At 42.9% G+C, this 15,464-nt stretch carries 12 protein-coding genes; 2 read left to right on the forward strand and 10 right to left on the reverse strand.

Annotated elements, in window-relative coordinates:
- Window positions 1-125: 125 nt before the first annotated feature.
- The 10 genes from AA0Y26_RS19475 to AA0Y26_RS19520 form a co-directional block, all read right to left on the reverse strand.
- On the reverse strand, window positions 126-3,203 hold the full coding sequence (locus AA0Y26_RS19475) for an AAA family ATPase (RefSeq protein WP_413363668.1): 3,078 nt from the start codon (window positions 3,201-3,203) through the stop codon (window positions 126-128).
- A complete protein-coding gene (locus tag AA0Y26_RS19480) occupies window positions 3,200-4,369 on the reverse strand; it encodes an exonuclease SbcCD subunit D (protein WP_413363669.1) in 1,170 nt (389 codons plus the stop codon). The genes AA0Y26_RS19475 and AA0Y26_RS19480 overlap by 4 nt, the downstream gene beginning before the upstream one ends.
- A gap of 180 nt (window positions 4,370-4,549) precedes the next feature.
- On the reverse strand, window positions 4,550-5,416 hold the full coding sequence (locus tag AA0Y26_RS19485) for an SGNH/GDSL hydrolase family protein (protein WP_413363670.1): 867 nt from the start codon (window positions 5,414-5,416) through the stop codon (window positions 4,550-4,552).
- A gap of 271 nt (window positions 5,417-5,687) precedes the next feature.
- Window positions 5,688-6,917: an aminopeptidase gene (locus AA0Y26_RS19490; RefSeq protein ID WP_413363671.1), complete on the reverse strand. Its 1,230-nt coding sequence runs from the start codon at window positions 6,915-6,917 to the stop codon at window positions 5,688-5,690.
- A 3-nt stretch (window positions 6,918-6,920) separates the two neighbouring features.
- Window positions 6,921-8,162, reverse strand: a complete 1,242-nt coding sequence (locus tag AA0Y26_RS19495; RefSeq protein ID WP_413363672.1) for a DEAD/DEAH box helicase — start codon at window positions 8,160-8,162, stop codon at window positions 6,921-6,923.
- 87 nt (window positions 8,163-8,249) lie between these two features.
- Complete coding sequence (locus AA0Y26_RS19500) at window positions 8,250-8,969, reverse strand: aspartate/glutamate racemase family protein (protein WP_413363673.1); 720 nt, start codon at window positions 8,967-8,969, stop codon at window positions 8,250-8,252.
- On the reverse strand, window positions 8,970-10,199 hold the full coding sequence (locus AA0Y26_RS19505; protein ID WP_413363674.1) for an ATP-grasp domain-containing protein: 1,230 nt from the start codon (window positions 10,197-10,199) through the stop codon (window positions 8,970-8,972).
- Window positions 10,200-10,384: 185 nt separating this feature from the next.
- A complete protein-coding gene (locus AA0Y26_RS19510) occupies window positions 10,385-11,566 on the reverse strand; it encodes an acetyl-CoA C-acetyltransferase (RefSeq protein ID WP_413363675.1) in 1,182 nt (393 codons plus the stop codon).
- Between the two features lie 23 nt (window positions 11,567-11,589).
- Window positions 11,590-13,080 (reverse strand): class I adenylate-forming enzyme family protein, encoded by a 1,491-nt coding sequence (locus AA0Y26_RS19515; protein WP_413363676.1) that lies wholly within the window; start codon window positions 13,078-13,080, stop codon window positions 11,590-11,592.
- Window positions 13,081-13,144: 64 nt separating this feature from the next.
- A complete protein-coding gene (locus tag AA0Y26_RS19520) occupies window positions 13,145-14,290 on the reverse strand; it encodes an acyl-CoA dehydrogenase family protein (RefSeq protein ID WP_413363677.1) in 1,146 nt (381 codons plus the stop codon).
- Window positions 14,291-14,451: 161 nt separating this feature from the next.
- Between AA0Y26_RS19520 and AA0Y26_RS19525 the strand changes: the two genes are divergently transcribed.
- A complete protein-coding gene (locus AA0Y26_RS19525; protein WP_413363678.1) occupies window positions 14,452-15,057 on the forward strand; it encodes a metallophosphoesterase family protein in 606 nt (201 codons plus the stop codon).
- A 148-nt stretch (window positions 15,058-15,205) separates the two neighbouring features.
- Window positions 15,206-15,358 carry a YpzG family protein gene (locus AA0Y26_RS19530; protein ID WP_413363679.1) on the forward strand — a complete coding sequence of 51 codons (153 nt, stop codon included), beginning with the start codon at window positions 15,206-15,208 and terminating at the stop codon, window positions 15,356-15,358.
- Window positions 15,359-15,464 lie beyond the last annotated feature (106 nt).

The raw sequence follows: 15,464 nt of genomic DNA on the forward strand, positions 1-15,464 counted from the left end.
AAAGGCTGTCCAGAAAGCATAACTTTCTGGACAGCCTTTTTTGTGATACATATCCTTCAAGAAGAATAGCCATCAAACTTATAAATGCCTCTCAAAAGACATTTTAACAGCCTCTTTGTTTATCTTTACTTCAATATAATATTCGTACGGCTATGGCCTTCCTTTAACTTTTCTACTTCCAGAATAGCAGGCATTGCTTCTTTCAGCTCTGCTACATGGGAGATGACACCTACCATACGTCCAGATTTCTGCAGTTCAATTAACGTATCAATTGCACGCACTAATGATTCTTCATCAAGTGAACCAAACCCTTCATCGATAAACATCGTATCTATACGGACATTTCCTTGGAAGCTTTGGATGACATCTGCCATACCAAGCGCCAGGCAGAGCGAAGCATTAAATTTTTCCCCGCCGGATAACGTTTTTACGTCCCGGACTTGTCCAGTATAGCCATCATATACATCAAGGCTCAACCCGCTTTGCCGGCCATGGGATTCCTGGCGTTCTGAGCATTCCAGCCTGAACTGTCCATTTGATAAATGATCCAGACGAATGTTAGCGGCTTCTGTAATTTGTTCAAGATACCCCATCTGTACATACCGCTCAAAAGAAATACGAGGTTCATTTTTCCCTCTAAGCACATCATACAGCTGAACAATCTCTCCGGAAATTTTCTCAAGCCGGTCGATTTCCTCTGCCGCCATAGCCAGTTTCTGTATATAGTAATCGCACTGAACAGCATATTCTCTTGTCCTGTTCAATATATTGAACGCTTCCTCGTAGGCCGCTTTTAATTCTTGCAGCTGTTCGCGCATCACTTCTACATCTATTTGTTCCTTTCCTTCCAATGCTTTTTGCTCTGCCTCTATGTACTCCTTGAGTGCATGAGTATCTTTTATAAAATCCATATATTGCTGCTTTAGTGCAGCTATTTGTTCTTCTGTTCGCAACGCTGACTTAAAGGCTTCTTCATCTTTAAAATTTGCTTGGAACATAGCATTTTGCAATTTCACTTTTGTATCGGCAAGCTTATCAGCCAGTATTTGTTTTAATTCGGAAGTATGCTTGACTGCTTCCTGAGCTTTTACAAAATCAGTATGGACTTGTTCATAGTGCTGTTCCGCTTCCTTTAATGATTGCTGCAGGACAGCCAGTTTTCTCTTGGCTTCATTATATGCTTCTTTTACCTGTGTAAGCGTTTCTAACTGTGCGGGAATATTGCGCTGTTTTTCCTCTAAAGTTGCCTGTTGTTGAATGAACTCCTGCTTTTTCTGTTCATAATCCTTCCGCAGTACTTCAAGGTTTTCTTCACACTGGTCCAGAATGTGCTGTGTTTGCTTTACCTGAGACTTTAATACGGCAGCTTCTTCACTTTTCTGATGCAAGACTTTGACTTCCGTAGATGCTTCTATATACTGCACTTTATAATCTTCTGCGCAATAGAGGTTCACCCCCATCGCAAGCAGCTCTTCCTGTTGATCTTGCAGCTGTACTTGTGATGCTTCCATTCTGCCGAATACAAGCGAATGCTGCTGTTGCGTGTGCACCACTGTCTCTTTAAGCTGCTGGAGGACTTTTTTATCAATGGTTTCTTCTGCATGAATCTGAATATTCGGGTGCTCTGTGCTGCCACATACCGGACAGGCGTCTCCCGGTCTAAGTGCTATAGCTAACTCATAGGCTCGATTGTGAATCCATTTCTGCTCTTGCTCCTCATAAAATCGAAGCGCCTGTTCATATGCCGCCTTAGCTTGTTCAGTATCTGATTGAAGACTTGTAATCTGTTTTAATATTTTTCCGATCTTATCAAACCCAAGAACAATTTCCTTTAACCGCTGTTCCTCCGCCATCTTCTCCGGTAGCTTTACAATCTGCTTTTCCACTTCTTCCAACGTAACCGATTGATTTTCTAACAGCTTTTTATGCTGTTGAGAAAGTGCTGTAACTTCCAGCAGTTGCTGCTCCACTTGTTCAACTGATTGTTGCAACATAGGAACACTTGCGGATAGTCTGTCTATTTCTTCATAAATAGGCTTGATTTTTTCTAGTTCATTGATTTTATTTGCTTGTGCCGTTCGTTCAGGTTCACGTGCTTGCTCTTGCTTTAAACGAACTTCTGCTTCTGTAAATGTTACTTCAAGACGCTTTAGCTCCGTCCCATAAGCATTCAGTCTTTCAGAAGCAGCGGCAAGCTCTTGCTCAGTTGCGCTGCATGCTTGATATACCGGAAGGATACCAGCTGCCTTTACAGCCGTCTCCCATTCTTTGTTCTTCTGTTCAAATAACGGACGTTCTTCTTCTTTTTTAACAAGCAAATCGCGCTTCAACTGTAAAGTATGAAGACGTTCGTTCAACTTCTCTCCTTCAATGCACTTTTCCTGCAATTCATTATGTGCTTTAAAACTTGCAGTGTAAGCAGTCTCATCCAGCAGAGTTTTTTGTTCATAATACCGTTTTTCTTCTTCAAGCGCCTGCAAAATTTGATAAACATTTGCATGGCTCTCTATACGCTCAAATAATAATGATTCACGTAATGGCAGTGCTCCTGAAATTTGGTCGATATACTGGTCACGCATTGCCTTGGCCATTTTTGATTGATCCTCTGCAGCCTGCTTTTTTCCCTCTAGCTTTTTAGCGATTTCTCCGTATCTTTCGGTCTTGAAAATTTTCCGCAGAATCGCTTCTTTATTTTCTGTCTGGGAGGTTAATAGCTTTCGGAATTCACCCTGAGGCAGCATGATAATTTGATTGAATTGATCATATGTCAATCCAATAATCTCTTCAATTTTAGTATTAATTTCCTTAGCCTTTTGCCGTTCGACAACTTTTACTTCTTCGCCTTTAGGTCCAATCTCAAAAAATGCGTAGTCTTCGCCCGTCGCTGTCTTTCTTCCCTTTTTCACATGGGGAAGCTGCCGGAATACACGATATGTCCTGTCGTGCACTTCAAACAGCAGCTCGACAGCTGTATGCACCTTGTCCTCGGCAAATTGGCTGCGCAGCGACTTTTGATCCTTTCGGTCGGAACCACTTCCGCTCCCATAGAGAGCAAAGGCGATACCATCAAAGATTGTTGTCTTTCCAGCTCCTGTTTTCCCCGAGATAACGAATAGCCGATGATTTTCAAGCTGAGTAAAATCGATAACTTCTTCGCCCTTATAAGGTCCAAATGCTCGCATCATTAGTTTAAGAGGTTTCATTTCGCTCCTACCTCCTGCCCTTCTCGTTCCTCTACTAGCAGTTCATTTACCGCTTCCTTAAACAATTGCTCCATCATATCACTTGGTTCCTGCTTCGTTACTTCCTCATAAAAGGCTTTAAACAGCGTAAAGTCATCCAGCTGCTCACGTTTAGCCAGTCCCATTTCCTCTTCCTTTGCCATGCGTATTGTTTTTCGCTCTACATGCAAAGCATTTTTATATACCGTACGAACCTGCTCCATCGCATTGATAACAGGGGCTTGATCAGTAAGGCGTACAAAAACGTAATCATCACTTTCCTCGTGTCTTAAAATCTGTTGAATTTCTCCCTCTACAACACGAATGTCACGACGTGGAATGAGCTTTCGCTTGTCTACCTTAATGGCGCCATCTGCTGCCAGTTCCACCACATAGAAGCCCTTTTCATGTGCTGCTTCAGATAATGAATATTTAAGCGGTGACCCGGCGTAACGTATTTTCTCCTGCAATACATAATGGCCCTTATGTAAATGTCCCAGTGCCGTATAATGGAACGCCGCAAAATGGTCAGCATTTACGCATTCCGAGCCTCCGATAGCAAGAGGGCGTTCTGAATCACTCGTGTTTTCAGCATCTTCTCCATAAGGGGTAACGAAGGCATGCGCCACGGCCACATGCCGGACTTCCGGTTTCATCTGCTGCTGGATGTGGGATACGGTTTCTTTCATTGCCTGATTATAGGTCGTCACCTGCCGATTGCCAAATATCTGTCTTATAATACTCGGCTCAGCAAATGGGATGAGATGAAAATGCACTTCTCCATGCTCGTCCTTTAATATGACCGGCTGTAAATCGGCTCTCATTTCCCCTGCTAAATAAAGACCCGCATCCTGCATAAGCTTACTGCCGAACTGCAAACGTGTCGGACTATCATGGTTCCCCGAAATGGCTATGACAGGAATCTTCCGCTTTAAAACAATTTCAGCAAGTGTATCATCCAATAAATCGACAGCATCTACTGGCGGGATTGCCCTGTCGTACAAGTCTCCTGCTATAACGATGACATCTGGCTTTTCTTTATCGATTGCCTCTATGAATTGCTGTAAAATATAGCGCTGGTCCTCTGTCATATAGACACCTTGTACAAGCTTCCCTAAATGCCAGTCGGCTGTGTGGAAAATTTTCATAATAGTTGCCTCCTTTCAAATTCCGTTGAGTTACCATTATCATATAACATGTATTTGCAAATTAAAACGTACGTTCTGTTTTTTTATCGAATAGAAGTGCAGCCCTTTATCCTAAGAATTTTTTCTCCTATCAATTGCAGCGGCGTATCTTATCTCATTAGAAAGAAAAAGCGATTCCCTCTAAAGAAAGAATCGCTTCCAGCGTTCATACCCGTAATGTACTGCAATTTCTTCAATCGGCTTCAGCGCCACCCCATCTTCTTCAACTGATTGCAATTGCTCCCGCTGCTGCAGCAGCTCTTCAAACGTGAGCGGGTTCGGAGCCGGCAATTCCGCTATGCTCAGCTTTCGCAAACCCTGCTTTTCTAAGAAGGCATTTGCCATCACCATATAGCCTTCGATGTTCGGGTGTACATCAGATGGATTCGGCAAATATCTGGCTGCTTCATCACCAAATACTACGGGTACAAATTCGGCTTCAAATTGACCTGCAATGCGCTCCAAAATTTCATTAAGTATGCTAAGCTGCCGTTTAACTCCCTCGGCCTGCGATTCGTGAACACTTGTATATGGGAAATAATATCCCATTACATAGATCTTTGCACTAGGAGCAAGTTCCCTTACTTGTGTCAGCAGCTCTATATAATCCTTTCTCGCCTTGTTTAAAGCAAAATTAGCTGACAACTGCGAGTAGCTGATTTTGCCTGACTGAGGATTGTGTGACACGAGAGAAAGTAAATTATTTGCACCGGCTGAAATCGTGATAAGTGTAGCATCCTTCAATAGCCTATGTGCTTCCTCTGTCTGGACTCGTTCCAGGACATCTCCTACTGTATATCCTGGAAAAGCAAGCTGTTTTGTAAATGACGTCAGCTGACCGGAACGCATTAATTGCGTGGCAATCAAATCAGTATAGCCTGCATCAATTTCTGCATACGGTGTTTGCCCCGCTGCAAGGGAATCCCCTAGGGCAACATATACTTCTTTTGCCGAGGCACTAGATGTAAACAGAAAAGATGCAAGGAGAAAGATCCACACCTTTTTCATCCTGCATCCCTCCCTTTGGTTTTATCTAAAGTATTTTCCTTCATATGCTTTTCTATCAGTTGCAAATGACAGCAGCTTTCATATGCTCAGTGACACCGAGCTTATAGGTTTGGTTTCACACTTGGACCGATAGAGTGCGGTTCAGGTTCGTTGTCTGTTTAATATAACAAACCTAAACCAACTTCCTCCTTAAACGCTGTCCGGCTGAAAAGATATTTGGATTTGTATTCACCCTTTTATTTACAGGACCCGAAGACTTGTGTAGAAGAAGTTAAAATGCCCAGCTTCCTTTACGGAAAATCGGCTCCATTGTTCCATCAGCCAACTCTCCGTCAATGTCCATCTCAGCGCTGCCGATCATAAAATCTTCATGCGTAATGGATGTATTAATACCAAGTGCTTCAAGCTGTCCTTCCTCTAGTGCACGCCCTCCTTCATAGCAAGTAGGATACGCTTCCCCAATAGCTAGATGGTTGGAGGCATTTTCGTCAAACAACGTATTGTAGTACAAGATATTCGAAGAAGAAATTGGTGACTCATGTGGAACAAGAGCCACTTCTCCTAAATAGCTAGACCCCTCATCTGCTGTAATCAGCTGCTGCAGCAGGTCATTTCCTACCTCAGCATGAGCCTTAATAATTTTTCCATTCTCAAATGTTAAAGAAAACTGATCAATAATGTTTCCTTTATAGGCAAGCGGCTTTGTATTAGCAACAGTGCCGTTTACTCCGTATTTTGCAGGCATAGTATATACCTCTTCGGTCGGCATATTGGCAATGAAAGTTACACCTTGGGGAGATTTACTTCCACCTGTCAGCCATAGGTGCTTATCCGGTAATTCAATCGTCAAGTCTGTTCCTGGTGCTTTATAATGCAATTTTTTATAACGCTTTTCATTTAGCATTGCTGCCCGCTGCTCCAGGTTTGCTACATGCTCACGCCAAGCTTTTACGGCATCACCGCCGCCAATACGTACTGTTTGGAAGATCGCTTCCCATAAGGCATCTACCTGCTCTTCTTTGGGCAATTGCGGGAATACCTTTGCTGCCCAATCCGAAGAAGGTACCGCCACGATAGACCATGCTACATTATCATTCATGACAGCCTTCCGATATCCTGCAAGCGCTGCACCAGCTGCTTTTTGATGAGTCGATATCTTTTTAACATCGATACCCTTTAACAAATCTGGATCTGCTGCGTCAATCCATAAAAATGCCCCATTGCGGTCGATGAGCTCCTGGCGCTGCTCAACAATCCAGCGCGGGAATTTTTCAAGCTCCTCTACTGTCGCATTTTCGAAAAAGGCACGTTCAAATACATCATCCGTCAAATTGACATGCACCCGCCCTGCTCCAGCTTCATATGCCTTCTTCACCAATTCGCGCGTAAACGGAAGCGTATCTGTCGAGGTGTTGATTAAAAGATACTGCCCCTTTTGAATATTTACTCCAACCTTTACAGCCAGTTCTGCAAACGCAGACAATTTCTCCTCAAATGTCATCCATTACTTCCCCTTTTTAAATGTTCTTTTTGCTTTTCCCTTACCGTCCTTTGCCTTGTACGGTTTCTTCATAGGTTCCTTGTCCTCTTTGCCATTGTCCTTCTTTGGGGTCTTCTCTATTGTTTTTGAATTCCCTTCAATAAGCGTGCCTTGCGTCCAGATTTTTTGGACCGGTTTCTGCGAAAGCTCACGCGTCCATTTTTTATATGTTTTCTCGTCTTTGTAAGAAAGAAGCGTCAATATCTCCCCATCTGCTCCTGCGCGGCCTGTCCGTCCGGAGCGGTGAAGATACTGCTCGATTGTACGTGGTACATCTACGTGAATAACGTGTGTTAAGCCTGCAATATCAAGCCCCCGCGCCGCAATATCCGTAGCAATTAAAATACGCGCTTCCCCTTTACGGAATGCATCTAGCGCTTTCTTTCGTTCTTCCTTTTTCATATCAGAATGAAGGGTAACAATCGGTGCATCCTTATATTTCAGCTTTGTTTCTTTCATTAACACTTGATCGATATTATTGACGAAAGCTAGACCATGCATTTCTTCTAGGTTAGATAGACGACGCAGTAAATCCGTTTTATCTCGTTCCTCAACTTTTACGAAGGAATGCACCACCTTTCCTACCTTTACCATATCCTCGGGCTTGATTTTAATACGCAGCGGTTCCAACATCATTCGTTCTGCTACAAGCTCGATTTCCTCTGTAATTGTCGCAGAAACGACGACAACTTGGCGCCCCCAGGCAGAGCCATCGATGAATGATTTCACAACTACACGATATTCCCGGCTCAGCAGCTGGTCACATTCATCAAGTACAATTGTTTCAATTTCTTTCAGCTTCAGCTTGCCACTGCGTGCGAGCTCATTCAAACGACCTGGTGTTCCAACAACAATGGTCGGCTTTTTCTTTAGCTTTTCAATTTGGCGTGCCGAGTTAGCACCGCCAATCAGCTGCTGTACAGTAATATCAGTATCTGCTGTCCACTCACGGATTACTTCTACAATTTGCATTGCCAGTTCTTGAGACGGGGCCACAATCAAAGCTTGCGTCTGTTTTTTTGCACCATCTACCTTATTAAGGATCGGCAGTACATAAGCAAGCGTCTTTCCGGAACCTGTCGGTGATTCTGCGACGATATCTTTACCGTCCAGCATCGCTGGAATCATTTCTTGTTGTATTTTCATTTCAGAATCAAATTGCCATTTTTTCTGTAGTGTTTCATTTAATAGTTGAATAACTGACATTATTTATACCTACCTTTGTTTACTTGAGTTTAGTGTAACACATATACGTAGCAAAAGACCTGCCTTGACGACAGGTCTTTACGAAACTTATTCGGTTGAAAATACCTTATGCTCGTTTGCGCATACCTCGTATCCGCACGCTGTAATAGCCGCTTCTGCAAGTACAGACAATGAGTCAATATAATGATTTCCAAGCTTTAACTCTTTATTGACAATAGAGAGTTCTGTACAGCCTAGCACCACGAAATCGCACCCTTCCATAGCCCGCTCGATCGGTGCCCATATTTCTTCTGTCACATCATGCCCAGCCTTTACATAATCATAAATGACGGACATAACCTGCTTTTGGATATCCGGTTTAGGGAGGACTGTGGTCAACCCTTGTTCCTCCAAGGCTGTTTGATACACCCCAGCCATCAATGTCCCATCTGTTGCTAAAATACCGACCCGATTGGCCCCTAAATTCTTCGCACGTTTTGCCGTTTCCCGAATCATATGAAGTACTGGGACCGGCGATGCCTGCTGAAGCTCCTCATAAAATGAATGGGCAGTATTGCAGGGAATACAAATAACACCTGCACCATATTCCGCAAGCTTTTTGGCATCACGCGCTAAATAAGGCATTGGATTTTCTTTTGAATCACCCAATATATATGCCGTACGATCTGGAATTGATGTATCATTATCGATGATTGTATGAATATGTTCCTGATCTTTTTTTGCTTTTGTACGGCGCACAATCATCTCACCGATCAGCATTGTTGCTAGCGGACCAACGCCGCCTATAATTCCTAGAACTTTTTTCATTTATTCAGACAGACCTTTATTATTGAAGTATTTTTTGTATTTACGGTAATAGTTTAAACTATTTAACGTTAATTTAGTCCAGCGTTTCGCATTCATATCCTGATTGAAGAACAGCGAATTCGTATATTTCCCTTCGCGAATCAGGCTTTTCGCCTTTAACTTCAATTTTTCATTGGAAGCATATTTAAATAATACTCCCTTTGGAATAACCATCCACAGATGTTCGTTATCCGCATATGTGATGTTTTGCTTGATATCAAGCATATGGTCATCTGCTACATATTTCATCAAGTTATAACCCGCTGCCGTCACATAGTAGCTTGAACGGCCGTTACGTAGATTGATTTCAAACAGCTTGTACTGTTTATCACGTACATCATACTTCATATCGAAATTCGCAAACCCTGTATAGCCGATATCCTCCAGGAAGAATCGGACCTGATCCATCAATTCCTTATCATATGTTGTGATAATAGCTGCATAACTACCGATTCCTTCAGGGGAATGCTCCTCTAGAATCGGATTGCCAAGACACATTAATTTCACTTTTCCATCTTTCCCTACATATGCATTCAATACGCGCATATAGGAATCGTCACCCGGAATGAATTCCTGCACAATCATTGTATCCTGATATGTAGAGCTGTAAATTGCTTTTAAAATAGCCGTTTTTTCCGCCTCATCATGGGCTATGAACACCTTCTTTTTTCCCGGGAATTTACAAGCCCAGTACTCAACGGAATTGGACGCTTTTAAGATAATCGGGTAATCGAAAGGCGGTGTGAAAGATTCATAATTTTCAGCTGTAACTGTCGTTGTCCCCGGATATTTAAAACCATATTTCTCACACATATTATAGAAGTTTTCCTTTAGTAGGATTTGATCCATTAGAGACTCATCAATATACGGGACAGTAAACCATTGCTGCAATGCCGGCTTATTTTTGATGATCAGTTTCGCATAATCATCTCCACAAGCTAAAAGCAGTAATTTTTTGTCAGGATACTGTGCTGCTACCTTTTCCATTGCTCCCACGAATACTTCTTGACTGTTAAGGTCCTCAATTTGCTGAAAATGTAAAATACGGCTGTCCTGTGTAGGTGTCAGATGAGAACGGCCTAGTACAACTGGTTTTAAACCGTACGCTTCATAAAAAGCACGTGCCATGCCATAGGCGTTCATATCGGAACCTAATAATATTGGTAAAAATGGTTGTTCTTTTGCTACCATTATCTATTCAACTCGCTTTGATTTTAATTTCGTTAAAGTTTAGTTTATCACATTTTATACTACGGTCACGCGGAAAGTATTGCAAATTTCATAAGGGAAAGAAATAAAAAACTAGCATGATCATACCTGATCATGCTAGCTTTGCTATCAAATAATTATCTTCTATTTTCCAAGAGTCTCTAAAATTAAACGGATTCAATAATTAAGGCGATTCCTTGCCCTCCGCCGATACATAGGCTCGCTGCCGCATATTTGCCGCCTCTGCGCTTTAATTCGTACGCCGCGCTAAGGATGACTCGAGTACCGCTCGCACCAACCGGATGGCCAAGTGCAATTGCGCCGCCATTAACGTTTGTCTTTTCACGATTTAGGCGTAGTTCTTTTTCCACCGCCAAATATTGCGCTGCGAACGCTTCATTTACCTCTACTACATCTAAATCTTCCAGTTGTAGATTGGCGCGCTCTAATGCCTGCTTGATGGCAGGGACAGGACCAATTCCCATTACAGTAGGGTCAACACCAGCTATGCCCCAAGATACAATTCGGGCAATCGGCTTCAGCCCGTTTTCCTCGACAAAATGTTCGCTTGCCACAACAATGGAAGCAGCTCCGTCATTAATACCAGAAGCATTAGCCGCGGTTACCGTACCGTCTTTTTTAAATGCTGGACGGAGCTTCGTAAGAGCCTCCAATGTACCGCCTTCTTTAATATGCTCATCGGTATCAATCGTTACTTCACCTTTACGTGTTTGTATTGTGACCGGTACGATTTCCTCTTTAAACTTCCCAGCTTCACGGGCTGCCGCTGCACGGGCATGGGACAGGAGGGCAAATTCATCCTGCTCTGAGCGGGTAATGCCGTACTGTTCCGATAGTTTTTCAGCAGTCATTCCCATACCGCTTCCTGTATATTGATCTGTCAATGTTGCTGATAGCATATCAATGAATTTCATATCTCCCATCTTGGAGCCGCCGAAGCGCTGTTCAAAATTTGAATATGGGGACTGTGACATATTTTCCGCACCGCCAGCCAGCACGACGTCCGCTTCCCTAAGAAGGATTTGCTGAGCAGCAGTCACGACAGATTGCATACCCGAACCACAGAGGCGGTTTTGCGTGAGCGCGGGCACTTCCTGTGGTACACCGGCATACAATCCGATATGTCTCGCTAAATATGCTGAGTTCGGTCCTGTTGTAATGACCCCGCCATATACAACATGATCAACCTGTTCCGGCTTCACTCCAGAACGCTTTAATGCTTCTACTGCTGTTGCTGTCCCAAGCTGCACAGCATCTACTCCTGCGAATGAACCGCCGAATGCTGCAAAGGCAGTTCTTGCTCCATCTACTATATATACATTTGCCATACTCTCAAATCCCCTTTGCTTATTTAGACATTTTGTGTTGGGCGCAATGTATGCTTCAGTACTTTTCCAGAAGCATTACGCGGCAGACTACTAATAAATTCGATTTCCGCAGGCACTTTATATTTGGCCAGCTGGGTTCTTGCATATTGTAAAATATCTTCTTCTACCAACGATACTCCATCCTTTAAAACAACAAAGGCCTTGGCCACTTCCCCATAGATTTTATGTGGAACGCCAACCACTGCTGCCTCTAGAATTTCTGGTATTTGATAAAGGACTTCTTCAATTTCAATCGGATAAATGTTCTCCCCGCCTCGGATAATCATATCCTTTTTGCGGTCTACGATGTAAAGATACCCTTCTTCATCAAAGCGGCCCAAGTCTCCTGAATACAGCCAGCCATTGCGGATTGCTGCAGACGTTTCTTCAGGATTCCGCAAGTACCCTTTCATTACCTGAGGCCCGCGTACACAGATTTCTCCTACTTTTCCAACAGGCACCTTCTCCCCTTCAGCATCCACAAGCTTCACTTCCGTTCTCGCAAGCGGTTTTCCAACGGATCCGATTTTGGTTAGCGCTGCATCATCAAGCAGCGAGGTAGCTGCGGGTGTATTTTCTGTCTGACCATATAAGTTTTGTACCGCCACTTTAGGAAAGGCCTCTTTTAACTGTTTCACCAGCTCATATGGCATTGGCGCGGCCCCATAGCAAAACAGTCGGAGATGTTCGAAATTATACATCTTTAGTTCAGGTTTATTCAGAAGGATTGTATACATTGCCGGCACACCAAAGAAAATTGTCGCAGATGTATCCACTAAATGCGCAAGTGTTTGATCAGGAGAAAAGCTTTCAGCAATAATAACGGTTCCGCCTCGGTACATTGTCGGCACAGCAAACACATGGCTGCCTGCACAATGAAATAATGGTGTACAAATATACATACGATCTTCGTGTGTCATATTCATGGATTCTGACCAAATTTCTGCTGTTTCGTATATATTGCGATGTGACAGCATAACGCCCTTTGGTTTGCCGGTAGTGCCAGATGTATACATAACGACCGCCGTATCATCAGCCTCCAGGGAGATGAAATCATCGCCTGTTGAAGAATCTTCCTCTAAAATAGAACGTATATCCTGCAGGTTCAGCTCTTCTTTAAAATGATAGTTCGTCGCCTCAAGCGTTTGAGCAATGGCATCATCATAGAAAAGTACCTTTGCCTCCGAATGCATGAAAATATAATCCACTTCCGGAGCCGCAAGCTTCGTATTGACTGGCATTACCGTACACCCTGCCATCTGCACACCATAGTAGATGGCCATGAATAGATCTGAGTTCAGCATAAACTGAGCGATAATATCCCCCTTTTGATAGCCGCGGCTTTGCAGATAGCCTGCGATTTTCTTCGCATTCTGATAGAGATCACGATATGTCCACTCATTGCCCTCAAATATAATTGCCGTTTCTTCTGGTCTGTCGAGCGCATGCTGTGTTAATACATTTGTCATAAACATTTGAAGCCCTCCCCTAATTTAAAGCCTTCAATTCTCTTACATTCTTACCAGTCTACAAGCTTATCTATTTTAGAATCTGTTTTGCAATGATGCCTTTCATAATCTCAGTTGTACCTGCATAAATCGCTGCAACGGGAATATCCCGATAGCGGCGGGCAATCTCGTATTCCTCCATATAACCATAGCCGCCGTGAAGCTGCAGACATTCACTTGCCACACGTTTGGCCATTTCACTAATCCACCACTTAGCCATCGATACCTCTTTGACGATTTCTTCACCTGCGATATGCTTAGCAGCTAAAGAATTTATATATGTACGGCCAATATCGATTTCCGTTGCCATTTCTGCCAGTTTGAACTGGGTGTTTTGAAAGTCTGCTATGCGGCTGCCGAATGCCTTTCGTTCCTTGACATAATTCGTTGTCAGCCTCAGCATTTCTTCTGCCTCAATCTGCACCTCAACCGCTACGATGAGACGTTCCTGCTGCAGTTTATCCATCAAGTAATAAAAACCCTTACCTTCTTCTCCTAAGAGATTTTCAGCAGGCACCCTTGCATCTTCGAAGATGAGTTCTCCTGTATCTGCCGAATGCATACCGATTTTATCGAGCTTTTTCCCCTTTTTAAACCCCGGTGTTCCTGCTTCCACAACAAGAAGACTGATTCCTTTATAGGCAGGAGTCGCCTGCGGGTCAGTTTTACAAACAACTACTACATAATCAGCGTTGATTCCGTTCGTAATAAAGGTCTTTTCGCCATTCAGAATATAGTAGTCCCCTTCTTTCCTGGCCGTTGTACTAATTCCTGCTAAGTCTGAACCAGCACCGGGCTCCGTCATAGCTACTGCCGAAATCAGTTCACCTGTTACACTTTTTGGCAGCCAACGCCGCTTTTGCTCCTCAGTGCCATATGCTTCTATATAGGGGGTCACGATATCTGAATGCAGTACAATTCCACTTGCTAATCCAGCCCCGACACGCTCCAGCTCCTCTGTTAAAATCATAGAGTAGCCAAAATCCAACCCTAGACCGCCGTTCTCTTCGCTGATCATGGGGCATAAGAAACCATTTTCCCCAAGCTTGCGCCAAAACGCACGGGGAACATCCCGTTTTTCTTCCCATTCTTCAAAATAAGGATATGCTTCCTTATCCAGCATTTTTCGTAGTGATTTACGAAACATTTCATGTTCTTCTGTAAATAAGTTCCCCATTCCTCAGCCAACCCCTCTGAAATCAGAAAATTTAAACTTATCAACATTTTAACAATGAATGCCTATTCATGGCAATGAAAATTCCATCACTTTACAATAAAAGGATGATTTATTAGCTGCCTTTTTTACTATAATTAAAGAGAGAAAAGGAGGATAACTATATGCAATATGCGTTGCTGGGAGATTTACACTCTCATTATCACAACACTAAAGCTGTATTAAAACATATAAAAGAAACAGCTCCGAACGCCCAAATTATTGGTTTAGGAGATTTATTTGAATGTAAAATCGGCAAAAAGAAATTAAAGTCTTTGACAAACTATCTGCCACTGAAAGAAGCAGCTGTATTTCAAAAGAAATTTACAAAGCTCCTTACCTTTCCTTCTATCATAGGCAATCAGGAAGAGCGGATTGCTCACGTAACAGGAAAAAGGGAATTTCTCTTATATGAGGAAAAACTCCTTATTGAAAGAGCTACTTTGCTTCATGGCCATCAATTTGGCTGGAACGAAAAGTTTGAGCCAAGCTTTCCGGTATATGATACACCGCTTTTATTTTTTGGACATAGTCACCGTGCCGCCATTTACATAAAAAATGTACGGACAACAGTCGAATACAATCAACCAATTCATGTAGGAGATGGTCATACATATGAAATCAATGTAGGTGCGGTCGTAGAATCACGAGACTGGTGCCTATATGATAGCGACCAGATGACGGTAACTTTCTTTCAGGCACCTCTAGATGAGGCTTCTCTAACCTATTAAATACCTGTTCGTTTCCCAACAGCTCATGGGACTTGCCGTAGTATCACTGCCCAAGATGTGATTCTCTATGAATAAAGGCCAAAATTGGGACCATACTAACTGAGGTTTCATTCAAGGATGTCCAAACATCAACAAGGAGGAGATACCGATGAGCAAGAAGGACCAATTAGATCCAAAATCTCAGAAGATCCACCAGAACTGGACGAGAATAAAGCATTCAAAATCTCAGGTAAATGGCGAAACAGAGGTTTCTCTCCATAACCAATTATTGAGATCTGAGGCCAAGGCGAGACAGTTTTAATTTGATGAAGGATAGAATGAAATCAAGAGGCTATCCATTAACTGGATAGCCTCTTTCCTTGTTCATTAAATCGCTGTTAAAGTCTTTACTTTCTATGTACCGGAAG

The organism is Lysinibacillus canaveralius (genome assembly GCF_047301505.1).
Taxonomy (GTDB): domain Bacteria; phylum Bacillota; class Bacilli; order Bacillales_A; family Planococcaceae; genus Lysinibacillus_B.